Origin of the sequence: Peribacillus butanolivorans (assembly GCF_001273755.1) — a bacterium.
Classification (GTDB): Bacteria; Bacillota; Bacilli; order Bacillales; family DSM-1321; genus Peribacillus; species Peribacillus butanolivorans.
This window is the reverse complement of sequence record NZ_LGYA01000001.1, coordinates 602,633-627,367: the sequence shown is the minus strand read 5'-3', so window position 1 is coordinate 627,367 and position 24,735 is coordinate 602,633. Positions and strand designations below refer to the sequence as shown.

The window sequence follows — 24,735 nt, the reverse complement described above, 5'->3', positions numbered from 1 at the left end:
TTAAATGAATCTAGAATCGAATGAAGAACTTGAGAAAGAATTAAAAATCATTGAAAAATGGGAAAAAGACCAGAATGGGTTATGGTTTTGGGAACGAATTGGACGTCTCCCCTTCAAACTTTTAGACAAGCTAACACCGGACTTCATACAGAAAAAGCTTGGTGTCATGCTCGATGAAATCGGTAGCTATATTCAAACCGGAGGACACTATTTAACAAAGGAATCCAATATTCTAAATCAGCTGCAGGCCAAGAATCCTGAACTGAATGTTTCCTCCATAGAAGATGTTTCAAAACTTCCCCTTCATATTATGGACAGTGTTAGTCAAGAGATTAAAAAGTCCGGAAGTAAATTGGCCACAGTTCAGGGTGCTACTACCGGCATAGGTGGAATCTTCACCTTAGCTATTGACATCCCCTTGCTTCTTGGTATGTCAATCAAGACACTTCAGGAAATTGCTCTCTCTTACGGCTACAATCCACGAGACCGTCAGGAGCGTATTTTCATCGTCAAATGCCTACAATTTACTACATCAGATGTTGTCGGAAAAAAGGCACTGTTAAAGGAATTGTCGAATATGCACCTTCCCGAATCTGAATCCAAAAGAGAACTTGCTTCTGAATTGCAAGGATGGCGGGAAGTTGTTTATACATATCGTGATCAGTTTGGTTGGAAAAAGCTTCTGCAAATGGTACCTGTTGCTGGAATAATCTTTGGTGCCTTTACCAATCGCTCTATGATCGCTGATATGGCCGATACGGGAATAATGCTATATAAGAAAAGAAGGATTTTGGAGCGAATGCACGAACCGGTTGCAAAAAATTAAGATTTCAGCGTAATGTTTTCTCACGTTAACTATCTAAACTAAGCACTTAACCCTGGCAAGTCCATGATTATTGATACTGCGTTTGTGGAATTCCACAAATACACCTTTTTCCTTTTTCTGATTTCCACATACTAACTGTTTCTTTTTCCCATTATACTTGTGATACAAATAGTAAAACAAATTATTGGAGGGATTAAGATGAGAATAGGAATTCCGAAAGAGATTAAAAACAACGAAAACCGTGTAGCTATCACTCCAGCTGGGGTTGTAGCATTAGTCAATGCGGGACATGAAGTATTAATCGAAATGAACGCAGGATTAGGAAGCAGTTTTACAAATGAATCATATCAAGAAGCTGGAGCTGTTATAGTCGAGGACGCTGCTAGCGTTTGGGCAAGCACAGAAATGATCATGAAGGTAAAAGAACCTATCTCATCTGAATATAAATATTTCCGTAAAGATTTAATTCTTTTCACATATCTGCATCTTGCAGCTGAACCAGCTCTTGCACAGGCTCTAAAAGAAAGCGGTGTCTTGGCTATTGCTTATGAAACGGTTGCAGTAAACCGTACACTTCCTTTATTGACACCAATGAGTGAAGTGGCTGGACGTATGGCAGCGCAAATCGGTGCTCAGTTCCTTGAAAAAAATAACGGTGGTAAAGGAATTCTATTAAGCGGAGTTCCTGGAGTTAAACGTGGTAAAGTCGCTGTCGTCGGCGGCGGTATGGTTGGAACAAATGCAGCTAAAATCGCCATTGGATTAGGCGCAGATGTTACCATTCTTGACTTAAGTCCTGATCGCCTTCGTCAATTGGATGATATTTTCGGAAATGAACTAACTACACTCATTTCAAATCCTTATAATATAGCTGAAGCAGTCAAAGAAGCTGATTTAGTGATCGGTGCAGTTCTGATTCCAGGTGCTAAAGCTCCTAAGCTCGTTACTGAAGAAATGGTTAAATCAATGTCTCCAGGTTCAGTCATTGTCGATGTTGCTATCGACCAAGGCGGTATCTTTGAAACGGTTGACCACATAACAACACATGATAACCCTACTTATGTTAAACATGGAGTAGTTCATTACGCGGTAGCAAATATGCCAGGAGCAGTGCCTCAAACATCTACAGTTGCCTTAACGAACGTAACTGTACCTTTCGCACTGCAAATTGCCAACAAAGGCGCCATCAAAGCAATCCTTGAAAACGATGCCCTTGCAAAAGGCGTCAATGTAGCCAATGGAGAAATCACGTTCGAAGCAGTTGCATCAGACCTAGGCTACAACTATGTTAGTGTTGAAAATGCTTTAAACCCAAATAATATTAACGCATAATAATAAGGAGACTCCAAAGACGTTCATCGCGTCTGGAGTCTTTTTTATTGCACTTAATCGGGAATCTTCCCGCTACAGTTACTATGACTTTAGTAAAAACCTAATAACTCGGCTACTGGCTTTTTCTGCTGATTCTATATTATATTTAGGAGAAAACGGGTCACTAAAACCGTGAAAACCATTAAATGTATGTATCTCGATATTCTCTTTATCTAGATGTAAAACTAACTCGGCTACATCAACCGATCGTTCTTCTTGAGGAAAGATCAGCAATGTAGGGCATTTTGGTGCTTTTTCTAAATAATCCCTTATGCGGGAGCCATAATATCCTACTATTCCATCAACAAATATCTCCTCACTACATAACCAAGCAATTGTCGCCCCTATACTAAATCCAATGATGAATATTTTTGAGTATTCCTCATTAGCTTCCAATATTATCTTTTTTATTTTGTTCGATGCCTTAGTAAAACCTACATTATCCATAAAATTAAGATATGCTTCTTTTTCTTGCACATAAGCAAATGGTTCTTCCCGTTGCAAAAAGTTTGGACAAATGACATCAAAGTTCTGTTTTGATAATAACTCACAAAAATCCTTCATATGTTGATTAACCCCGTAAATTTCATGCAGTACAATGATTACTTTATTAGTATTTTTTGTTTGTATCTTGAACATCTTGTACCCCTGTTAAGATTTTTCTCTTCATCATACAGTTCCCCTGTCCCTTTTGTCGTTTCAGAAAGAGGGTGCCTAAAGCACCCTCTTTCATGTTTCAACTATCAATCTACAAAAATCTTCCCTGGATTCATTATTCCATTCGGGTCCAATGCCTGCTTGATCGTTTTCATCACCTCATATGCCGCTCCATGCTCTCTCCGCTGATATTTGGATTTTCCAAGCCCAACCCCATGTTCACCCGTACATGTACCGCCTTTCGCTAAGGCATATTCGACTATTTCTTCATTTAACCGCTTCGCTTCTTTCACTTCCTCTAGATTACTTAGATCAATCATGAATAACACATGATAATTTCCATCACCCACATGGCCCACAATCGCTCCTTCTACTTTGGATTGTTCGACTTTTTTCCTTGTTTCTAATATGGCATTCGACAATTCATGGAGGGGCACACTTACGTCCGTGACCATCAGCTTCTTACCAGGAGCACTGTGAATAAAAGCATATGCAAGATTATGGCGAGCTTCCCATAATGCATTTCGCGCTTTTGAATCCGTTTCAAACTGGATATCCTCACAGCCAAAATCACTTACGATTTCCTTAGCAAAATTGACATCCTGTTCTAGTCCGGCAAAATTCCCGTGAAACTCCAAGAATAATGTTGGTTTAACTTCATAAAATTTGTCCATAAATTGATTTACTTTTTTAATAGACTCGGCATCGACCAATTCAATACGCGCAATTGGAATCCCAGCTAGCATGATTCCATTGACGGCAGATACTGCTTGTTCAACGGTTGGAAATGAAGCTCTCCCTGCCATTGTTACTTCAGGAATGCCGTACACCTTTAGAGTCAGTTCAGTAAATACACCTAGCGTGCCTTCCGAACCGACAAATAAGCCATTTAAATGTATCCCGGATGATGATTTTGTAGCTAAGCTTCCGGTATGGATAATTTCACCGTTTGCTAGAACCACTTCCAAATCCCGAACCTGATCGCGCATTATCCCATATTTAACCGAAGTTGTGCCACTTGCATTCGTAGCTGCCATCCCTCCCAATGTCGCATCGGCTCCGGGGTCGACAGAAAAAAACAATCCGTATTTTTTCAATTCTTTATTCAACTGCGTCCGTGTCACACCTGGTTGGACCTTCACCAAAAAATCACTTTCCCTGATTTCCAACACCTGATTCATCAAGGATAAATCGAGCGAAATTCCCCCTTTAATTGGAACCACATGTCCTTCCAAACTCGAACCTAGACCAAAAGGAATGACTGGTATTTCATGTTCATTCGCATAACGCATGACTGCGCTCACTTCTACAGCACTTCTTGGATAAACGACCATATCCGGTAAGTGCGGAGTATGATACGATTCATCATGACTGTGCTGCTCTAATATAGTTTCATTCACCGTGACTTGTTCTTCCGTTAGTATCTTTTTTAAATCCTCTATATATGTATTCATTCTGCTTCCCCCTCTTTTTTAACTAAACATTCTGATAATATTATGTAAAAAAGTAGATTGCCTGAGAATAGGCAATCTATAATTCTTACTGTCCGAGCCCCTTCGTTCTATCAGTGCAGGCTTTCATCGCTTGTAAAATACTAGCTCTGAACTGATTCTCCTCTAAAGAAGCAACCGCAGATATTGTTGCCCCCCCCGGAGTGCATACATCGTCCTTTAAAGCGCCAGGATGCTTTTCTGTTTCAAGCACCATTTTAGCAGCACCCATTACAGATTGTGCGGCCATTCGATATGCTTGTTTTCGTGGAATACCGTCACGAACTGCTCCATCCGCAAGCGCCTCGATAAACATGTATACATAAGCCGGTGAGGATCCACTGATTGCTGGCACTGCGTCCATCAAATCTTCATGTATAAGCTCTGTTTTTCCAAAAGAATTCAACAGTGTAGTAACATCAGTAATATCAGCTGCTGTGATTTCACGATTAATGCTGATTGCCGTCATGCCTTCACCGACAAGGGAAGGAGTGTTTGGCATCGTTCGGACAACCTTCACTGGTTTTCCCAAACCTTCCTCAATTTGTGATGTAGTTATTCCAGCTGCCATTGTAATGATCACAGCTCCTTCTTTCACATGAATCTTAACTTCGTCGAGCACTTGCTTATGCATGGCGGGTTGAATCCCTAAAAAGAGCAAATCGGCAAAACCGGCTACCTCTTTATTATCTAAACAGCCTTCAATCTTATATTTCGAGGTGATCTTCGTCAAAGTCTCAACACTTGCTGTGCTGACCATTATATTTTCAGGTGAGATGACTTCCGAGCGCAACATGCCTTCAAGCATTGCCGCTCCCATTTTACCGCATCCAATAAACCCGATTTTTTTATTCATATCTTACACTTCCAATCATAAGTTCATCTATACTCTCTCTTATTATATAGGATATGGCAAATGGAAACACGTCGCAGATATTTAGATTAGGAAGGAATTGCATATTTCTAGTCGAATTACTAAGATGAAATAGACGAATAAACGACTTATGCAACTGAATTTTTTAGCGAAAAAAAAGGATTGACTTATAAGTCATTTCCACTATATAATTTTGACCTATTAGTCATTAGTTGAAAAAAGGAATACAGTTTAAGGAAATGGAGAAATGAAATGCAAATCGAGAAAAGAGCAGTCAATACCAAGCTTGTCTTAACAGGATTGATCATTGGTATGTTTTTCAGTTCATTGGAACAGACAATCGTCGGGACAGCAATGCCAACGATTATTGGGGAATTGAATGGTTTCACTATCTTTGCATGGGTGACGACTGCCTATTTAATTGCCTCTACGACCGTTGTACCGATTGTTGGGAAGCTTTCAGATTTATATGGCAGACGTTCCCTTTATTTGATTGGTACAGTTATTTTTACGATTGGCTCTTTTTTATGCGCCACTGCCACTTCGATGGAGCAGCTGATTATCTATCGGGGGCTGCAAGGAATCGGGGGCGGGATGATCATGCCCTTATCCCAAACGATTATCGGCGATATTTTCACTGCTGAACAAAGAGCCAAATGGCAGGGTGTATTCGGAGCCCTTTTTGGCTTAAGTTCTGTAATTGGTCCTTTTCTGGGTGGACTGATTGTCGACCATATCAGCTGGCATTGGATCTTCCTCATTAATGTACCGACGGGATTATTATCAGCGATTTTGATTTATGTCGGGTTGAAGAACGAAGCGATTCAAAAAACAGAGAAAGTGAATATCGATTTCCTTGGTATTTTCACCTTAATTCCTGGTATTGTCCTGCTTTTATTGGGCTTAACATTCGGGGGTGATAAATTCGAATGGATATCACTTGAATCTCTCTTGATTTTCGGCAGCACCCTTGTCTTTATTGTCCTATTTATCATTTTTGAAAGAAAAGCAGTTGAACCAATTCTTGATTTATCTCTCTTTAAAAATAGAGTTTTTGCCACCACGAATATCTTAGGATTTTTGCTAGGTCTGGGCATGTTCGGGGCTATTATGTTTGTCCCACTGTTCATGCAAGGAGTTTTAGGAGTGTCACCAACAAAAGCCGGATCGACCATGACTCCGATGATGATCGGGTTGATTCTTTCTAGTGTCGTTGGCGGGCGGCTGTTGTTAAAATTTCGTTTTCGTACCGTGCTTACCTTTGGAATGGCCATTGCGACTCTCGGCTTTTTCCTAATGAGTACGATGGATGGTGAAACTACAATTCTGACCGCTTATTCCTTCATGGCTGTCTTAGGTGTGGGAATGGGTCTTGTTATGCCGACCCTGATGATTGCCGTTCAAAATGAATTTCCAAAATCACAGTTAGGATCGGTCACTGCAGCCTCGACCTTCTTTCGATCAATAGGCGGAACGATGGGTATTACGATTTTGAATGCAGTCATGAATCACAATCTACAGCAAAATATGGATGACGCGGTTGTTAGTGAAAAAAACACCCTAATACAAGAAGCATTGAAGGCACTTGCCGATAAAACAGATAATTTGTTCAATATCATGCTCTATCCTGAGAATCTGAAAATGCCGGCTGAGGTCAGCAATATCATTATAAAAACCATTGAAAATGCCTGGATTGATGCATTTTCAAGTGTATTTGTCACTGGTATCTTTTTTGTCTCTGTAGGAATATTAGTTGCTCTTTCAGTTGGTTCTGGAAAAATCAAAAGAGATCAAGAAACGGAAAAAGATTTAGGTTAATAAATGATTAACATGGAGACCGGCGCCTTTCCAGCCGGTCTTTTTACTTTCCTTCATCCCTAGGTTTCTTTTTCTACAATAAGGGAATTTTATCTATAAGAGACTATATGGAGTGATACTATGCTAAAGGATACAAATTTCCATTCAATATTACCACCGGAGTTTTATCAGCAGCCAACGCTCGTGCTGGCAAAATCCCTTCTCGGCTGCCTGCTGGTAAAAGAAACATCAGAAGGAATCGCTTCTGGATTTATTGTTGAAACCGAAGCCTATATGGGACCGGAAGATAGGGCTGCACATAGTTTTGGAAATAGAAGGACGAAGCGGACTGAAGTGATGTTCGGAAAGTCCGGAATGATCTATACATACGTCATGCACACCCATACGCTTGTCAATGTCGTAAGCGGTGGGCTGGATAAGCCGGAAGCCATCTTAATCCGGGCTGTGGAACCCTATTCAGGGCTTGAGTTAATGCATGAAAGACGTGGGCTTGCTGATTTTCGAAAGTTGACGAACGGACCTGGAAAGTTATCCAAAGCACTAGGCATTACTATGGCCGATTATGGGCAACCTTTCACAAAGCCGCCGCTTTATCTTGCTACTGGAAAAAAGCCTGAGCACATATCCAGCGGACCCCGCATCGGCATTGGCAACTCCGGAGAAGCGAAGGACTATCCATGGCGTTTTTGGGTAACCGACAATCCTTTTATATCTCGCTAATAATTTATTATTTTCCTATACTTAAAAGGAGTGACCGCAAAACACGGTCACTCTTTCCTTTTGGGTTTCAGAATAAAAGTTAGAATGGGCAACCGAAAAATTACAAAAGGCACTGCTCAACCACGATTATATAGCTGCGACTCGTGCAGTAGTCCCTTTCAAGCCAAGGCTTTTCTAAGTGTAAAGTTCTAAATCAAAATATTTTTTCATTATTAAGTAATCTTCAGGTGCATCAACATCCATTCCCCACATCTGGTTATCAAAGGAAATGATCTTTGTTAATTGTGTATATTTTTTTATAATTTCTTTGCCTCCTTGATCTCCATCTATTGAATCGAATTCATTAAATAATTCAGCATCAAACAGAATTGGATGACCTAAATCTTCTTTATATTTTGACCGGACAATACGAATCCCTTCATGCTTATGAGCCTTATAGTGGTCAATTAGTAATTGTACAATTGATTTGGAAACTAAGGGCTGATCCGCTAAGAAAACCATGACAGCATCCACATCTTTTTTTACCGCCTGAATACCGAGTTTCAGAGAAGAAGCCATACCATTTGCATAATTTTGATTATAAATTATTTCTATATCTTCTAAATCATGAGTATAATGTCGAATTTCTTCTATATAATGACCTGCGATTAAAACGATTGGCTGTAATGAAGCATCAACCGCTGCTTTAAGAGCATATTTAAAAAGAGGTTGACCATTTAAAGGTAATAATAGTTTAGGTTTTCCCATACGTGTTGACATTCCAGCTGCAAGAATTACAGCTCCTACCTTAAGCATGGATTTTCGTCTTTCCATGGAGTGGAACCGGATTTCTACCATTTTTGACTGTCATTAGTTCAGCAACAATACTTATGGCTACTTCCTCCATCGTTTCAGCTCCTAGATCCAAACCAATTGGTGAATGTATCGGCCCATCGGAAAAAGTTTGTCCAATATTTATAAGCATTTCTTTTGTTCTAGCCATAGGACCAAGAACACCGATGTACCGTGGATTACTTTTCAAAGCAAGTTGTAATGCCTTTTCATCAATCTCTTGGTAATGATTCATGATGATCCACCATGAATCCGTGACATTATTTGAATTAATCTCTTCAGGATTTTCGATTAAATGTATAACAAAGGGGAAAAGTCGAGGGTTGTTAAATTCCACACGTGAATCTAATACAGTAACTGAAAAACCAGCTTTAGCAGCCAAATCAGCCACAGGTACTGCATCCCTTCCGGCTCCCGCAACAATTAATTTTTCCCCAGGTTTAACTGCATCAATTAGAAATCTGCTTCCGTCACAGCTCATTATTTCTGCACGAGTTTGCGTGTCCATACTATTTCTTGCTTTTTCAACAACCTCGCAGGGGAGATTATCCAAATCCCCAATTATATTACCTTCTTTTTCAATCAATAACCTCCTCCCAGTAGGTATTTCCAGTACACAAGAGAAAGCTTGACCCTTCTGGATAATTTCTTCTGTTTTTTTCCAAAATACATCATTTTGATCTATAGGTAGAATGAGCATTTCAAGAATCCCTTTGCATCCTATTCCTAAACCCCACACTTCATTTTCACTTAAATCGTATTTATGTGTTAAAGGCCTTTTCATTTCCATTGCCTTTTCTGCCCACCCAAAAAGATCGCTTTCCAAACATCCTCCGCTTATCGTACCGAACATTTGCCCATCAGAAGCCATCATCATTTTGGTACCTGGCAGTCTGTAGGTAGAACCTTTCACACTAATTTGCATGGCAATCACCGCTTGTTCGTTACGTTCCCATGTTAATTTAATATTTTTAAATACATCTTTAAACTCTTGTAACCGTGACATATCCGTTTCTCCTCCTGCCTGCTAAGAGTTAATTATTGACCTTTATGAAGAAAGTGAAAGATAAAAAGGGAAAATCCCTTTTCTATCCATTTTTTCACAAAAAAATTTCTCTCTATACTATCTATTTAGTATTCTTTCTTACTAAAACTATGCTAAGAAACAGTGAAAGAGCAACAAAACATAAAATAGCGATAAACCGCCTTTATATGAACCGCTCACCTAGATAAAAATGCCAAAAGAATCAGTCCTATTGCTGCGATTAGATACGAAACACAGCCTAATATTCCTTACTGTACAACTCGTTGTAAAAAGAGTTAAAAGCATAAATAAAATTATCGTCGCACCAGCTCCACCAACAAAAACTGCACGCTTTATAAATTTATTAGAATAAAAGCCCACCACCATTTGAACAAAGGCTGCTAAAGCAAAGCTGACCAAAAAGATCCTGGTCACAAATGATTCACTTCCAAATCAAAATAACTGAAAATTCTTGATTTTACCCTTGTTTTTGATTTATATTTGAATCACTAGAACAATAGATAAGGAGAAAATAATGAGTGATAACAATGTGAAAAGAGTATTGGACACCATCATCAGCACATCCAATAACAATATTACCGTGACCGATGAAAAGGGTTTTATTTTATTTACGAATCCTAACCACTGGTGGATTTATGGAATTGAGCCTGACCATTATCTTGGAAAATCGGTTTACCAGCTGGAAACTGAAGGAATACTTTCTCCATCGATCACCGCTATGGTTTTGAAAGAACGAACACCTATTCAAATCATGCAACATACGAAGACGGGAAAAATTGTCATGTCGACTGCATATCCAATCTTTAATGATGATGGTGAATTGGTTCGCGTCGTTAGTTATGCCCAGGACCAAACAGAAATCAGAAACCTACAGGATCAATACGGACAATTGAAGAAAAAGGTTCAAGACTACCAAACTGAGGTCGAGGAACTTCGGGAACAGGAAGAACTTATCTATCGAAGCAAGGAAATGCGGCAAATCGCCAAAACGATACTCCGTGTTTCAAAAACGGATGCTACTGTCATGCTTCTCGGGGAATCGGGGGTTGGAAAGAGCGTCTTTGCCCGAAGGCTCCATAATCAGAGCTATCGCAGTAAAGAACCATTCATCGAAGTCAACTGCAGTACCATTCCAGAAAGTCTTTTTGAATCTGAAATGTTTGGATACGAAGCAGGATCCTTCACAGGGGCGCAAAAGCATGGGAAACAAGGATTGATTGAACTGGCACATAACGGAACCTTATTTCTAGATGAAATCGGAGAACTTCCCCTGGATATGCAGGTGAAATTATTAAATGTTCTGCAGGAGAAAACCTTTAAAAGAGTGGGTGGAAAAAAAGAGCATAAGATAGACTTTCGGCTCGTAACAGCAACAAATCAAAACCTCGAAGAAATGGTAGAAAAAGGATCATTTAGGCTCGATTTGTATTACCGCTTAAACGTGATTCCTGTCCATATCCCACCTTTACGAGAAAGAAAAGAGGATATTGCCATCTTAATCAATCATAATCTCGAGATCATTAACAAGAAATACAAGACCGACAAAAAATTGCACCCCTCCACATACGAAATCCTCATCCAGCATAAATGGTCCGGGAACGTACGTGAATTAGAAAACTTAATTGAACGGCTCATTTTGACTTCCGAAGACTCCATTATTTTCCCAGGCTTCCTCCCCTCCTATTTTCATAGTCAAGAATCTTTGGAGAAAAAGGATGATACCCTAATGATCGATCAAATGATGGTTGAGGACAGCGATCTCAAGACAGCTCTTGAACAAGTGGAAAAATGGATGATGATGAAAGCACATAAACAATGTAAGTCCACATATGAAATGGCTAAATTTTTAGGCATTAGCCAGCCTTCTGTCGTTCGAAAAATGAAGAAATATCAAAGTCAACTCTCTCCTGAGTAATGTAGCTTTAAATAAAATTTAATCAAATTAATGCTATTGAGATTTGTTCATTTTAAATCTAAGTATGAAATCTTCATTGAAAAGTTTAAAGAAATTGATTATTTTTAAGACCCTTTCACTAAATCAATACCTAAAAACCTTAGTCATTTTTGTGTTCCTTAATCAACTAACGCACCTGTAGTTGAACAAGTACTTTCTCTCTAGAATTCGAACACACCTCGATCCTCATATCAAAAGAAAAATACTTTCGTGCTGAAACAGAAGTTCAATTCTACATGACCAATTACAACAGCAAGCAGACGCTATGATATCATTGCCGGTAAGGAAGAATTAACTTAATTAGCTAACTTCAAATTACAAAAGCACAAGCAGCCTTTGATGTGTAATATCGGGAAGTGTTACCAACTTAAACAACTCCATAAAACCTTTACAACCTCTCCTATTTGGAGGGGTTTTATTATGAAATCAACTTGTACACTTTTCCTAATCCCTTTTTTTCTTTTAATGTTTTATCTTCTAGTTTTTGGAGACCTTATAAATAACCACAATTAGGAGGGGTAAAGTGAAAACAGAAGATGAAAAAACCTCAGAAGGCTTAAATGAGATCTTTGAAATTATTAATGCTAAAGGTGACATAGAAGAATTAAAAGAAATCGTCCAAAAATCTGATGAACAATTAGATAAAGACAAATAAACTGAGAGGATTTAATATCCTCTTTTTTAGCTGATTTACATTCTTCTTAATGAATAGTTTGAGTCAATTACGACACCAAAGATCAACTATCCTGCCCCTTTATCTGCATAAGGAAAGGCGATCCTTCTTAATGAAGAATCGCACCTATTAGTGGAGCAAGGATAGTAATCTTTTGTCTATCAAAAAACTCTCTTTTCTAAACTTTAAATACTGAATATCGGTATCCATATTCTTGAAAATTCTAACAGAGATATTACGTTTCAGTAAATAACTCTCCTTTGTTCTCGTTATTCTATCTTGCAGCTGTCGCTGGGCTACCACAGTTTGTTCAAATGCTTTGGACTTCAATGATAGGCAGCAAGAAAGTAATAGGTGGAATAACACCCGGAAGCACTGAGGATCTAATCTTTCTCAAAGAGCTTATTGAGGCGGGAAAGATAAAATCTGTCATAGATAGGCACTATCCGTTGGAACAAATTGTCGAGGCCCATAGCTATGTAGAAAAAGGACACAAAAAGGGTAATGTAGTAATAACTTTGGAACATAATAACAAAACCTAATAAAGCGGATGCACCGAACCGCTCATGGTAAAAAACAAGAAATCACGGTAGATGCATGATGGTTTTTTCTTAGCAGGTCTTTTTACATAAAAATAAGAGGCCTTCATATAGAAAGCCTCCTTCTTATTATAATTATTATTTGTTTGACACACCTGCCGACTCAAATGTTGCCATTTCCTTTATGACCAATGTCGCCGACTTAAGAATAGGAAAAGCAACTGCGGCTCCTGTTCCTTCTCCTATTCTCATTCCCAGTTGAAGAATTGGCTCTTTACCAAGCAATTCAATGGCCGTTTTATGTCCCGGCTCTGCGGATTGATGTCCGACAAACATATAATCAGATGCACGACCCGAAATCAGGTTTGCAATTACAGCAGCCGTCGTTGTAATAAAACCATCAACAAGAATGGGAATTCGGTTATTGGCTGCTGCAAGCATGGCTCCTGCCATCCCGGCAATTTCGAATCCGCCAATTTTCATCAGAATATCGATTGGATCATCAGGAATAGGTTTTCTTAATAAGATTGCTTCTTCAATAATTCTTTGTTTATGTAAAATACCTTCACTTTTTAGTCCTGTTCCCTGGCCTACAAGCGATTCTACGCTCTTCCCGCTAATAACGGAGATGATTGCAGAACTAGCTGTCGTATTTCCGATTCCCATTTCACCGAGGATTAGACATTTCGCTCCCTGTTCAATCATTTTCTGTGCGCGCTCATACCCGATTTCAAGCGCTTGGTTTACCTCTTCCCGTGTCATCGCATCTTCTTTATAGAAGTTTCTTGTTCCACGGCGGACCTTCCTTGAAGTTAATTCCGGTGCTTCAATATCAGCGTCAATCCCGATATCAACTATGTCAAAAAAAGCATGAATCGCACGGCTGAATACATTGATGGCGGCTCCGTTATTCAGGAAATTGAGAGCCATTTGTTCTGTCACTTCTTTTGGATAAGCGGAAACCCCCTCATCCGTAATCCCATGATCGGCTGCAAACACAATCACGCCCGGTCTCGATACTTCAGGAAAGGCTTCACCTGTCATCTTTGCTAATTCAATTATTAATTCTTCTAGCCGTCCCAAACTTCCCTGCGGAACTGTCAGAGAATCCACATACCTTTTTACCTGCTGTCCCATTTCTTCATCCAGCATTGGGATGGAGAGAGTGGCTAATTCATTCTTCATTATGAAAAAACCTCCAAAATTCAAAATAAAAAACCTTAACCATTGGAAAAGGTTCTTAATCTATCATCTGCTATAAATACAACTTAGTCCATATTATTACGCTATAAAATTTCTCCTCAAGTAATATGGATAATTAACACACGCGTATTCCAAGTTTATAATTTTTACTGTGGCATCCCTAGTTCATTTAATGGATAGAAACGAAATTCCACTTTACCCACAAGTGATTCCTCGGATATAAAACCAAATCTTCTGCCATCCCAGCTATCCCTACGATTATCTCCCATGACAAATAAATAACCATTGGGTACTTTGGATTTCCCTAATAGATTTTGCAGGGTAAAATTCTCCGTCAGATTTTCTTCAGGTGGAATTTCCTCTTTTTTTGTTTTCAAATATGGTTCTGTATACTTTTTCCCATTGATATATAGTAAGTCTTTTTTCATTTCCACACTGTCACCTGGAAGGCCGATCACCCTTTTGATATACTTCTTATCTGCATCAGGAGCATGAAATACGACCATATCAAAATGTTCGATCTTACCGATTTTTGTAACTACAATCCTGTCATTGTTTTCATAAGTTGGCTCCATTGATTTACCTTTAACAATCACTGGGGTAAATAAAAACTGGTTGCAAATAAACACGATTATTAAAGCAAATAGGATAGATTTCACCCATGAAAATACTTCACTTTTTATATCTTTCTGCATAGATACTCCCCTCTCCTCTATTTTGAACGGCTAACATTTTTAAAATAAAAATCTCTTTATATTAATATTTTACTTAAATGGATTTATTATGTATATAGTAGAAGTCGTTAAGTCAAAAGTTCATTCTTTTAAAATACGTATTTTTGAATATGGTAAACTTACTTATGAAGAATTTCACGTAGGAAATGGATGGATGAATGATGCTGAAGACAATTAATAAACAAATGGATAAAGCTATGCCGCTTATTACACCAATAAGCGTTGTTATTGGCGTCTTATTAGCCGAACATTTAACTGACTACACATTTCTAGTTCCATGGATATTGGCTTTCATCACATTTGCAGGAAGTTTAGGCTCAAACTTTAAATCACTACAACGGGTAGTCACACACCCTTTACCTGTTTTCATCGTTTTGATCATCCTGCACGTACTTATGCCAATATGGGCCTGGGCCCTTGGCCATTTAGTTTTTCGTGGGGATGCCTTCACGATTACGGGTTTAGTCTTATCAGTTGTCATTCCAACTGGTGTCACCAGTATGATTTGGGTATCCATTTATAAAGGAAATGCCGTACTTGCTCTAACCATTATCCTAATCGACACCCTGCTCTCTCCATTCATCGTTCCTTACAGTGTTGCCCTTTTCGGAGGCGGCTCAATCGAAATGGATATGTGGTCAATGGTGAAAGGGTTAATCGGAATGGTCGTTCTTCCGTCCATGCTGGCAATGTTCTTGAATCAGACTACGAAAGGCAAGATAAAAACAAGTCTATCCCCCCGCTTAGCTCCTTTTTCCAAACTAAGCGTAGGAATTGTTGTAATATTGAACAGTTCAAAAATTGCACCCTATTTAACTCATTTCGACAAAAAATTAATAATCATGACCTTCTTGGTTTTATTTATAGCCGCTTCAGGCTATGCTCTTTCTTGGATAATTGGTAAATTATTAAAATGGGAAAAGGAAGACGTCATTACCTTAACTTTTACCGGCGGGATGCGGAACATCAGTGCTGGAGCTGTTCTTGCGACCACCTATTTCCCGGCTGCCGTTGCGGTTCCTGTAGTACTTGGAATGCTGTTTCAACAGATGCTCGCTTCCTTTTTCGGATATTCATTAGATAAGTATTACCATCGACGTTTTTCAAAGATTAAATCGGATGGTTTTTTTAAAACTTGAGATAATTCATGTTTACTTCGTTAGGAATAAGGTGTAATTTCAGGCACCTTAGAATTGAGGGCCCAATTGCCGATATCCCGAATTTTATATTCAATCGGATCATGCAATGTATGGGTTCTTATATTCCTCCAAAATCGATCATACTGATACCTAGCCGAGGTAGCTCTTGCACCCATTACATCAAACATACGATTCGTTACCTCTAATGCCGTTTTCGCTACGGAAACCTTCGCTGTTGCAATCGTGATCCCGCACTCTCCCCGTTCCTGCTCAGTTAGTGACCACTCTTTTCCCCATACATACTGCAGGGCATCTGCAGCATTTTGAGCTAGTGCAGCTGAAGCTTTTAATTGAACGAATAATTCTCCATAATGGCGAATGGTATAGGGATCGCTGGTTGCATCTTCTACATTTGATGTCAACCAAGGACGGGTCACATTTTTTGTATAGTTCTTTGCTTCCTCAAAGGCTCCTTCCGCTACTCCTAGTATCACATGAACCAAAATTGTTTGGGCAATATGTGTCCTTAGTGTAGGAAACAAACCTTGGAGATCTTGTTCATAATAATCAAGCACCTCTTCATTTTTCAGTAACACTTCATTAAAAATAACAGTCCCGCTGTCTGTTTGCCGCTGTCCAAAACTATCCCAATCATCCTGTATAATAATTCCTTTTCGATTAGTTGGAATTACAGCAATAACAGGTCGATCAAAACCTGTGCTCTTAGCAGAAATCAATAAGCGGGCAGAATCCATTGCCCCTGAACAAAAGCTTTTTTTTTCCACTCAATATCCATTGTGAGTTTTCTTTCTTCAATAGCAAATTTTCATCCCGCGGATTAAAGGCATTTCCCCAGAACAAATTTTTTTCGGCCGTTTCCTTATATAACTTCTCTTTCTGAAATGGAGATCCGAATAAGTGGACAGATGTCAAACATAAGAAATGATATCCGAATAAATGAGCGATCGATCCATCCACTTTTGCCAGTTCACGTGTTAATTGTAAAACTGTTTTCCAATCTTCCCCTTTCCCTCCTAGGGATTTTGGAATTATAAGCGAAAGCAAACCACTTTCACGAAGTAAGTCACGCTCAAATTTTGCCGTTCCTCCTCGTTTATCTCGCTCAATTGCTGTTTTAGCAAATTCCTTCGCTAATGAGGAAGCTATCTCAAGATAATCAGCCTTATTTTCTTTCGCTATTTTCATTAATTGAGTCCTCCTTAATTCGTCTTTATTTCTCAAAAATAATAAAGAGACTCCCCTCTCAAGATATATTCCACCTTGAATTGGGAGCCTCTAGTGACCTAGTCGGCTATTAAATTATCAGAATCTTCGTTTTAATATTAAATCTTATTAAACACATTAGTCAAGTAATGGTTAAGAATGGTTTTTTATAAAGGGTACAAATCCGCCTCTCATTACTCACTTGACAGGTAGGCTTAATGTATATTAAACTTTCTCACAAAGGTGTACGTACTTAAAAAAACAAAAAATGCTGACTGGTTTACCAGAGGCTCTTGTCGAACTCTTCTTTTTTGAAGGCTGACAAGAGCCTTTCTTTATGAAAAATTGCTTTTTAGATAAGAGTATTCCCGAAAAACAGGAGGTAATATTAATGAGTTTACAATTTGCATATTGGGCACCAAATGTAAGTGGAGGTCTGGTTATTTCGGATATTCCCCAAAGAACAGGTTGGACGTATGACGCGAATAAACGATATGCACAAATGGCCGAAAATCTTGGATTTGATTATGTTTTACTACAAACTAGATTTTTTGCAAGCTATGGGGCTGAGAATCAATTAGAAGCTGCTACGCTTGCTTCTGCATTGGCAAGTGTGACTAATAAAATTAATATCATTACAGCCGTTCTTCCTGGACTGTGGCACCCAGGTGTCGTAGCCAAAATTATCTCAACAATCGATCATATCAGCAATGGACGTGCTTCCATAAATATCGTTAGTGGATGGTTTAAAGGCGAGTTTACTGGTTATGGAGAACCATGGTTAGATCATGATGAACGTTATCGGCGTTCTGAAGAGTTTATACAAGTTCTACGGAATTTATGGACAAAGGAAGCGACTACTTTTAAGGGTGATTTTTACCGAACAAATGAAGCACCCCTAAAACCCAAACCGATTAACCCTCCAAAAATATTTCAAGGTGGCAACTCTATTGCCGCAAGAGAAATGGCAGGACGAGTGTCTGATGTTTATTTTATAAATGGAAACACACTAGAGAAATTAAAAGAACAAATAGACCATGTACGATCACTAGCTCGCTCGAATGGAAGAGAGATTCAGATTGGTGTTAATGGTTTTGTGATTGTCCGTGATACAGAAGAAAAAGCAAAACAAGTTTTAACAGATATTGTTTTACATGCAGATCAAAAGGCTGTCGAAGGATTTAAAAGCCAAGTGAAATTTGCAGGTCAAGCTTCTTCACAAGGTGAAGGAATGTGGCAAAACTCAACATTCGAGGATCTCGTTCAATACAACGACGGATTTAAAACCGGGTTAATTGGGACTGCCGAGCAAGTTGCGGACCGCATCATTGAATTGAAAAAAATCGGAGTGGATATCATCTTAACAGGATTCCTGCACTACGAAGAAGATTTACAAGTCTTCGGGGAGAAGATAATTCCTCTCGTAAGGCAAAAGGAAGCAAAGGTAAAAGAAGAAATTGCTACTACATAGCTAATAGCAAAGAATGCAACACTGGTTTAAAGTGGTCACAATACTCCGAAGTAGTACAAGTATTTGAGTTTTCATAAGCATCCTTTTTCCCTTTCAATAAAATAACAATTATAATATCAAAGTGGAACAAATTAACACGAATGGAAAATACAAATAAATACTCGGAGGTAATGAAGATGAAAGTTGTTGCAATTGTAGGGAGTATTCGTAAAGAATCTTATAACCTAAAGCTCGCTAAATTTATTCAAACTCGATATCAAGAACGGTTTGAACTTGAAATCTTAAACGTTCGAGATTTGCCTTTTTATGACCAAGATATAGAAAACGACCCTCCTGTAGTGGTAAAAGAATTTAAAAGCAAAGTGGCCAATGCAGATGCAGTCTTGTGGGTAACTCCTGAATACAATGGAACGATTCCAGGCGTATTAGGCAATGTTATCGATTGGTTATCACGTGTAGATAAAGTCATGATTGGTAAACCATCATGGATCATGGGTGCGTCCATGGGACATTTAGGAACAGTTAAAGCCCAATTACATTTGCGTGAAATTCTATTTGCTCTAGGTATCTCCTCTCCTCTGCTTCCTGGAAATGAAGTGTATGTTGGAGCAGTTCATGAAAAAATCGATAAAGAAGGTACTCTTACTCATGAACCGACTGTTCAGTTTTTAGATACGGTCGTTGATAACTTCATTACCTGGTTTAATCATCATAATCGTTAATTTAGCTAAAAAATCCTAGTAGGAATGATCCTACTAGGATTTTTTGTGCGTCTAACCTATTCATTAAACGACACTTTTCTTCGACTAGTATAAGTTGTGAGGCAGATTCACTCTTTTTGAACTAATTGCCTACTAAATCCTCTACCCTATTAAAGAAGAGCAGACTAACATGTCCATGATAAAACCTATTAAAACCATTATTAAGAAATGTATGATTCAAGAGATGCCTTCATCCTCTTCCTGCTTGAAATGAAGGGTATTTCGTCATGCCCCCATCAGCAAATAAGGTGATGCCCGTAACATAACTAGACTCCGAAGATGCCAGCCATACGGCAACCGCAGCGATTTCTTCAGGCTTTCCAATGTACCCCATCGGAATCATACTTTCAAGATCCTTTTTCTTTTCAGGATCTTCAAGCTTGTCGGCATTTATTGGTGTGGCTATTGCACCAGGACCAATGCTATTTACACGAATCCCTTTTGGCGCATATTCTAACGCCAAAGTTTCCGTAAGCAACTTCACACCACCCTTGCTTGCCGCGTAGTGAACAAATAAAGGCCAAGGAATTTTCTCATGTACACTGGACATGTTTATCACATTTCCTTTAATGTTGTTTTCTACAAAATACTTGATGGCTTCACGGCAACCTAAAAAATTACCGGTTAAATTGGTATCAATTACCCGGTTCCAGTCGCTTAAGGGCATCTCATGAGAAGGAACTGGATTTTCTATTCCTGCATTATTAATGAAAATGTCTAGTTTTCCAAATTCCTTTATGGCTGATTGCACAAGATTAATTACATCTTCTTCAACGGTGACATCACCTTTTACTGCAATAGCCTCCCCATCAGTTTTTTTGATTTCTTCTAACACACTATCTGCTTCCTCTAATTTAGTACGGTAATTAACCACGACCTTTGCCTTTTCCTGAGCAAAGCGAATGGCCATTGCTTTTCCTAAACCAGTAGATGAACCAGTTATCACAACGACCTTGCCTTCTAAATCTGTATACATTCTATCATCCTCCAATTAGCTTTTTGCGAAGCCGAGCATAACCCCAGCTATAATAATCAAGATAATTCCAAAAACGATTCCAATTAATTGGCGCTTTGTTTTCTTCTCACGTAAAATGATGATCCCGCCGAGAGTTGAAATGACTATGCCCATTTGAGATAGGGAAAAACTCGTAGCGACTCCCACACGAGGCTGTGATATAAATAAAAACATGTTTCCTGCTGCCCATATTAATCCAGGAATGATATTGCGAATTGCATACTTATTAAACGGCTTATGTTTAAACGTTAATAATAAGCCACCTACCACCATCCCGATTGCTTGAGGAAACAATGCTGACCAGCCATTAACATCAAAAAGACGTGCAACAACCACATAAACTAAATAACCAAATGTTGAGATAAGTAGAATAACGATTCCCTTTTTCAAGTTTCCCGATTTACTCTCTTTTGATTCTTTATCTTCCAGTGAGGTCAATATGATTCCAATGATAATAAATACTAAAGCCAGTACGCCTAAAATAACCGCTTTCAGTGTAGACCATTCGTGAAAAACAATGACTCCAAATAAAGTAGTAGAAATCAGCTGTAATCCCGTTGAAATCGGCATTGTTTTAGAGACACCCATTAAATCAATGCTTTTGAGCTGATTAGCTTGTCCAACAGCCCAAAAAAGTCCTGAAACAAACCCCACACCAAAAACTAGAGGTGACAACTTGATATCCGCGAAAAAATAAACCCCAATAGAAAAAATCAAAGCCCCAATCGTTGTACCGAGCGTTTGACTATAGGGACCACCACCAAGTTTCACATTAAATAAAACGATACTTCCCCAGAATAGTGCCGGTAAGAGAGCTAATAATATATCCATCTTCAACCCCCACATATGTATGTTCAAAACATAAAATCAGAAAATTTTATTTTGTCTTTTTTTAATATGTTCTCATTAAGGAAATTGAGCCATGGTAATTTTATCAATGAAAACTTCTTAGAGGGTTACTGGATTTTGATTATCTAATAACCATTTAATCTAATGAATGATAATGATGAACTCAAAAGGATAGACAAATTCAACTTCAGAAACATTGTCCAACATAAAAAGGATTGCCAGCGGCAACCCTTTTTTCTCAATATAGAGCGTAAATTGAAGAAAGAGCAAACCCAGTTAAGGTTTGCTCTTTCTGTAGAGAATACAGCAAAGTAAGGCTGTCTATGAAATCACTTTTTATATATTTTTATTTCTTCAAATGATAAGGTACAGTCGTAACAACTACATTCCTTCTATAAAGCAAGTAGGCCTTAATCAGTAAACTTGATTGGTTATGAAGAATATTGTGCCAGCCTTTCTTCGGAATAAATTGAGGGATTATTACCGTAACTTTATAGTTGGATTCCCTCGCTTTATGTTCAACCGTATCTACAAATTTAGTTAATGGCTGTATGATACTCCTATAATAAGAGTTTAGTGTCACAAGTCTAACATCTGGTTGCCACTTCTTCCATTTTTCTTCGAATTTTTTTTCATCTTCTCTTTCAAAAGAAACATAAACGGCAATAACCTGATGTGCTGAAAGAGATTTAGCATAATTTAAGGAGTTCTCAACCACATGAGTTATACCAGCCACAGGTACAATAATGATATTCCCTTCTATTGGTAAGATAGGCTCACAAGTTGTAATCCTAAGTTGGTCACCAACTGCTTCATAATGCTTTCTAATTCGATGAAAAATAACAATGATGATAGGTAAAAAAATCAAAACAGGCCAAACCTGAGTGAATTTTGTTAAAAAGAATATCATCGTGACGATAAAGCTAATAAGGGCACCAATTGAATTAATGGTTAACTTCATCATCCATCCTTTTGGCTTCTCGCGAATCCATTTAACAATCATCCCGGTCTGGGACAACGTAAATGGAATAAATACCCCTACCGCATAAAGGGGAATAAGATTTTCTGTATGTCCTCCAAATGCGATTATTAAGATGATTGATGCAAGTCCTAGTATGATAATTCCATTGGAATATCCTAATCGGTCTCCTCTAATTGTAAACGCCCTAGGTATGAATTTATCCTTTGCAAGATTTACCGCAAGCAAAGGGAAAGCAGAATAGCCAGTGTTGGCAGCAAGGATTAATATTAATGCTGTCGTACCTTGGATAAAGTAATACATAAAATTGCGTCCAAATATCTCTTCAGCAATTTGTGAAACAACAGTTACCTCTGCGCTAGGAACAATGCTTAAATAATAGGCTAAGAATACAATACCCGTAAATAACACAGCAAGTAAGGAACCCATAGCTATTAATGTTTTTGCAGCATTATTAGGCGCTGGATTTTTAAAGTTTGGAATCGCATTGGAAATCGCTTCAACTCCTGTTAATGCAGAGCTACCTGATGCAAAAGCTCTTAGAAGTATAAATAAACTGATCCCTGCTACTGGTGTTCCGATTGATGCATGTAAGTCAGGGGAAACTTCACCAGTCAAAATTTTGTATACACCTACACCAATCAGAATGAATAACGCTAAAACGAATAGATACACTGGATAGGCTAATACGGAAGCCGACTCTGTTACCCCTCTTAGGTTAAGGATGGTAAGAAGAATTACAAAAATTATAGCAATAATCACATTATATGAATGTAGGCTGGGAAAAGCAGATGTGATGGCATCTGTACCCGCAGAAACACTTACAGCCACAGTTAGGATATAGTCGACTAACAAAGATCCTCCAGCTATCAACCCAGGATTCACACCCAAATTGTTTTTTGAAACCACGTATGCTCCCCCGCCATGAGGATAAGCAAAGATAATTTGTCTATAGGACAAGATTAAAGCCATTAACAGAATCAATACACCAATGGCGATAGGAATGGAATACCAAAATGCTGCGGAACCCACTGTAATTAAAACAATTAAAATTTGTTCCGGGCCATATGCAACGGAAGACAAAGCATCAGAAGATAATATGGCCAAAGCTTTTGTTTTGTTAAGCTTTTGGTCACCTAATGCAGTAGATTTTAGAGGCCGACCTATTAAGAACCTCTTTATAGAAGATAACACTTAGAATCACCGCCATTTTTCAAATTAAGTTTATTTTGCCCAGTTATATGAAAAAAACTTCACGAAAAAAACAAGAATAAAATAGAAAAATGCCCACAAGTCATAGTTAAATAGACCTGCAGACATCATTTTTTTGTCTCACAAGCTCCACCTTCCTTCTCATATAACGCTTACGAGGTTAGCTGTCGGATTCGGACCTTTGAGTAGCCCTACCTAGAAAGGATTCACCCCTTGGATTGAAAACAATCCTAATAACGGTTCCCCCGTACCATAAGGTTTCAGCGATTTAGAAATATGAAACTGTTGATTATCATACTCCCGTGATTCGGAAAAGTAAATGAAAATTTTGCAAACAAAAAGAATAATTTTTTCTTAGAGGGGTTATGTTGTTAACAAATACTTCATTAGTGATTAAGACACATTAGTACCAAGAAAGGAGAGAACAGAATACATGCCCCAAAAAACTGATAACCCAATCATATCTGATGAGTTTTTAGATCAAGTGGCTAAAGAAATTAACGAACAATATGGTGGTCCTGCAAAGGAAAAAAATGATCAGCACCATAATAGAAATAGGGACGAACGAAGCTGAATATTTCTCTCATTTATTAACAAAAGGAATTTCCTTTCTGAATATCCCCCAAAAAAACTCTGGGTTCCTCTCACCCAGAGTTTTTTACACTAGACACCTTTCATTCCTAACCTGTTTATTACCAGTAAATTAGGAACTATCATTTGTACTTCTCTCCTCTTTGTGGTTTCTTATCAGCTCAAAATACGCTCTCACGATTTGTTATTTTCTATACTCAACTTATAGAGAAAACGTTATTTTTAGTTGAGTAAGAATAGAAATCTAGTAATCTCTCCTCCCCCTTTAGGACTCGTATATTCATTCATTATGATTAACTAATTAAAAATTATGTGCTCTTTCTTTTAACAACTTGTCCAAACCAATATAGTTTTTTCTCATAGAATGATTACAAGAAATTATTATTACCGAAAGGAGAAAACAACATTGAGTAAAACTGATGAAGTTTTATATGATTCTCCAATGGTCCCAAATGGAAAACTAATTTCTGGCCATACAAAGGAGTTTCAAAAAGATGTACTTGGCTTTCTTACCCGTTTATCAAAAGAATATGGAGACGTTGCAAAATTCCGTTTTGGACCTTTCCAAAATGTTTACCTCATTTCAAACCCGGAACTAATAAAGCAGATACTTGTAACGAAACAAAAATCCTTCGTCAAATCTAAGGACAGCAATGCTATAAAACCACTCGTTGGTGATGAAGGACTTCTTACAAGCGAAAAAGACGTTCACAGGCGCCAGAGAAGGCTTATTCAACCCTCCTTCAAAAGGTCCTAGCA

At 38.3% G+C, this 24,735-nt stretch carries 24 protein-coding genes and 1 riboswitch; of the genes, 12 read left to right on the top strand and 12 right to left on the bottom strand.

The window, feature by feature from the left end; all coding sequences use genetic code 11:
- Positions 1–4 precede the first annotated feature (4 nt).
- Together AKG34_RS02995 and ald are read left to right on the top strand one after the other, a co-directional pair.
- Positions 5–826, top strand: coding sequence for an EcsC family protein (locus tag AKG34_RS02995; protein ID WP_053344713.1), 822 nt, complete (start codon positions 5–7; stop codon positions 824–826).
- Positions 827–1,024: 198 nt separating this feature from the next.
- Positions 1,025–2,158: an alanine dehydrogenase gene (gene ald / locus AKG34_RS02990; RefSeq protein WP_053344712.1), complete on the top strand. Its 1,134-nt coding sequence runs from the start codon at positions 1,025–1,027 to the stop codon at positions 2,156–2,158.
- A gap of 81 nt (positions 2,159–2,239) precedes the next feature.
- On the opposite strand, the gene AKG34_RS02985 is transcribed toward ald, so the two are convergent.
- The 3 genes from AKG34_RS02985 to proC form a co-directional block, all read right to left on the bottom strand.
- Positions 2,240–2,836, bottom strand: coding sequence for a dienelactone hydrolase family protein (locus AKG34_RS02985; protein WP_053344711.1), 597 nt, complete (start codon positions 2,834–2,836; stop codon positions 2,240–2,242).
- Between the two features lie 104 nt (positions 2,837–2,940).
- Complete coding sequence (locus AKG34_RS02980) at positions 2,941–4,308, bottom strand: FAD-binding oxidoreductase (protein WP_053344710.1); 1,368 nt, start codon at positions 4,306–4,308, stop codon at positions 2,941–2,943.
- Positions 4,309–4,393: 85 nt separating this feature from the next.
- Positions 4,394–5,200, bottom strand: coding sequence for a pyrroline-5-carboxylate reductase (proC, locus tag AKG34_RS02975; RefSeq protein ID WP_053344709.1), 807 nt, complete (start codon positions 5,198–5,200; stop codon positions 4,394–4,396).
- 270 nt (positions 5,201–5,470) lie between these two features.
- On the opposite strand from proC, the gene AKG34_RS02970 reads away from it, so the two are divergent.
- Together AKG34_RS02970 and AKG34_RS02965 are read left to right on the top strand one after the other, a co-directional pair.
- Complete coding sequence (locus tag AKG34_RS02970) at positions 5,471–7,036, top strand: MDR family MFS transporter (protein WP_053344708.1); 1,566 nt, start codon at positions 5,471–5,473, stop codon at positions 7,034–7,036.
- A gap of 120 nt (positions 7,037–7,156) precedes the next feature.
- The gene (locus AKG34_RS02965) at positions 7,157–7,756 is read left to right on the top strand and encodes a DNA-3-methyladenine glycosylase (RefSeq protein WP_053344707.1); all 600 of its coding nucleotides are present in this window, start codon (positions 7,157–7,159) and stop codon (positions 7,754–7,756) included.
- Positions 7,757–7,930: 174 nt separating this feature from the next.
- Here the strand turns inward: AKG34_RS02965 and AKG34_RS02960 are convergent, their stop codons facing one another.
- Both AKG34_RS02960 and AKG34_RS02955 read right to left on the bottom strand, forming a co-directional pair.
- Entirely contained in the window at positions 7,931–8,551 is a 621-nt protein-coding gene (locus tag AKG34_RS02960; protein WP_053344706.1) for a nucleotidyltransferase family protein, read from the bottom strand.
- Positions 8,544–9,593, bottom strand: a complete 1,050-nt coding sequence (locus AKG34_RS02955; protein ID WP_053344705.1) for an XdhC family protein — start codon at positions 9,591–9,593, stop codon at positions 8,544–8,546. Before AKG34_RS02955 ends, AKG34_RS02960 begins: the two co-directional genes overlap by 8 nt.
- A gap of 553 nt (positions 9,594–10,146) precedes the next feature.
- On the opposite strand from AKG34_RS02955, the gene AKG34_RS02945 reads away from it, so the two are divergent.
- The 3 genes from AKG34_RS02945 to AKG34_RS26490 all read left to right on the top strand — a co-directional run bounded on the left by AKG34_RS02945 (position 10,147) and on the right by AKG34_RS26490 (position 12,801).
- The gene (locus AKG34_RS02945; protein ID WP_053344703.1) at positions 10,147–11,547 is read left to right on the top strand and encodes a sigma-54 interaction domain-containing protein; all 1,401 of its coding nucleotides are present in this window, start codon (positions 10,147–10,149) and stop codon (positions 11,545–11,547) included.
- A gap of 562 nt (positions 11,548–12,109) precedes the next feature.
- Positions 12,110–12,241: a hypothetical protein gene (locus tag AKG34_RS29220; protein ID WP_269083720.1), complete on the top strand. Its 132-nt coding sequence runs from the start codon at positions 12,110–12,112 to the stop codon at positions 12,239–12,241.
- A 332-nt stretch (positions 12,242–12,573) separates the two neighbouring features.
- On the top strand, positions 12,574–12,801 hold the full coding sequence (locus tag AKG34_RS26490; protein WP_201783552.1) for a zinc-binding dehydrogenase: 228 nt from the start codon (positions 12,574–12,576) through the stop codon (positions 12,799–12,801).
- Positions 12,802–12,936: 135 nt separating this feature from the next.
- Here the strand turns inward: AKG34_RS26490 and cobT are convergent, their stop codons facing one another.
- Complete coding sequence (gene cobT / locus AKG34_RS02935; RefSeq protein ID WP_053344701.1) at positions 12,937–13,983, bottom strand: nicotinate-nucleotide--dimethylbenzimidazole phosphoribosyltransferase; 1,047 nt, start codon at positions 13,981–13,983, stop codon at positions 12,937–12,939.
- A gap of 164 nt (positions 13,984–14,147) precedes the next feature.
- Positions 14,148–14,696, bottom strand: a complete 549-nt coding sequence (gene lepB / locus AKG34_RS02930; RefSeq protein WP_053344700.1) for a signal peptidase I — start codon at positions 14,694–14,696, stop codon at positions 14,148–14,150.
- A 197-nt stretch (positions 14,697–14,893) separates the two neighbouring features.
- On the opposite strand from lepB, the gene AKG34_RS02925 reads away from it, so the two are divergent.
- Positions 14,894–15,874 carry a bile acid:sodium symporter family protein gene (locus AKG34_RS02925; RefSeq protein ID WP_083450650.1) on the top strand — a complete coding sequence of 327 codons (981 nt, stop codon included), beginning with the start codon at positions 14,894–14,896 and terminating at the stop codon, positions 15,872–15,874.
- Between the two features lie 20 nt (positions 15,875–15,894).
- Here the strand turns inward: AKG34_RS02925 and AKG34_RS28585 are convergent, their stop codons facing one another.
- The gene (locus tag AKG34_RS28585) at positions 15,895–16,629 is read right to left on the bottom strand and encodes an acyl-CoA dehydrogenase family protein (protein ID WP_236694864.1); all 735 of its coding nucleotides are present in this window, start codon (positions 16,627–16,629) and stop codon (positions 15,895–15,897) included.
- Positions 16,598–17,080, bottom strand: coding sequence for an acyl-CoA dehydrogenase family protein (locus AKG34_RS28580; RefSeq protein WP_236694863.1), 483 nt, complete (start codon positions 17,078–17,080; stop codon positions 16,598–16,600). Before AKG34_RS28580 ends, AKG34_RS28585 begins: the two co-directional genes overlap by 32 nt.
- A gap of 409 nt (positions 17,081–17,489) precedes the next feature.
- On the opposite strand from AKG34_RS28580, the gene sfnG reads away from it, so the two are divergent.
- Together sfnG and AKG34_RS02910 are read left to right on the top strand one after the other, a co-directional pair.
- Positions 17,490–18,569: a dimethylsulfone monooxygenase SfnG gene (gene sfnG, locus AKG34_RS02915; RefSeq protein WP_053344698.1), complete on the top strand. Its 1,080-nt coding sequence runs from the start codon at positions 17,490–17,492 to the stop codon at positions 18,567–18,569.
- Between the two features lie 176 nt (positions 18,570–18,745).
- Positions 18,746–19,291 carry an NADPH-dependent FMN reductase gene (locus tag AKG34_RS02910; RefSeq protein WP_053344697.1) on the top strand — a complete coding sequence of 182 codons (546 nt, stop codon included), beginning with the start codon at positions 18,746–18,748 and terminating at the stop codon, positions 19,289–19,291.
- A gap of 229 nt (positions 19,292–19,520) precedes the next feature.
- Here AKG34_RS02910 and AKG34_RS02905 read toward each other — a convergent pair whose 3' ends face one another.
- The 3 genes from AKG34_RS02905 to AKG34_RS02895 all read right to left on the bottom strand — a co-directional run bounded on the left by AKG34_RS02905 (position 19,521) and on the right by AKG34_RS02895 (position 23,367).
- Positions 19,521–20,306, bottom strand: a complete 786-nt coding sequence (locus AKG34_RS02905; RefSeq protein WP_053344696.1) for a glucose 1-dehydrogenase — start codon at positions 20,304–20,306, stop codon at positions 19,521–19,523.
- Between the two features lie 15 nt (positions 20,307–20,321).
- Positions 20,322–21,176, bottom strand: a complete 855-nt coding sequence (locus AKG34_RS02900; RefSeq protein WP_053344695.1) for a RhaT/GlcU family sugar-proton symporter — start codon at positions 21,174–21,176, stop codon at positions 20,322–20,324.
- 364 nt (positions 21,177–21,540) lie between these two features.
- The gene (locus tag AKG34_RS02895; RefSeq protein WP_053344694.1) at positions 21,541–23,367 is read right to left on the bottom strand and encodes a potassium transporter KimA; all 1,827 of its coding nucleotides are present in this window, start codon (positions 23,365–23,367) and stop codon (positions 21,541–21,543) included.
- 151 nt (positions 23,368–23,518) lie between these two features.
- Positions 23,519–23,661: riboswitch (cyclic di-AMP (ydaO/yuaA leader) on the bottom strand.
- A gap of 157 nt (positions 23,662–23,818) precedes the next feature.
- Here AKG34_RS02895 and AKG34_RS27370 point away from each other — a divergent pair.
- The gene (locus AKG34_RS27370) at positions 23,819–23,959 is read left to right on the top strand and encodes a hypothetical protein (protein ID WP_152952234.1); all 141 of its coding nucleotides are present in this window, start codon (positions 23,819–23,821) and stop codon (positions 23,957–23,959) included.
- Positions 23,960–24,382: 423 nt separating this feature from the next.
- On the top strand, positions 24,383–24,733 hold the full coding sequence (locus tag AKG34_RS29215; RefSeq protein WP_269083719.1) for a cytochrome P450: 351 nt from the start codon (positions 24,383–24,385) through the stop codon (positions 24,731–24,733).
- Positions 24,734–24,735 lie beyond the last annotated feature (2 nt).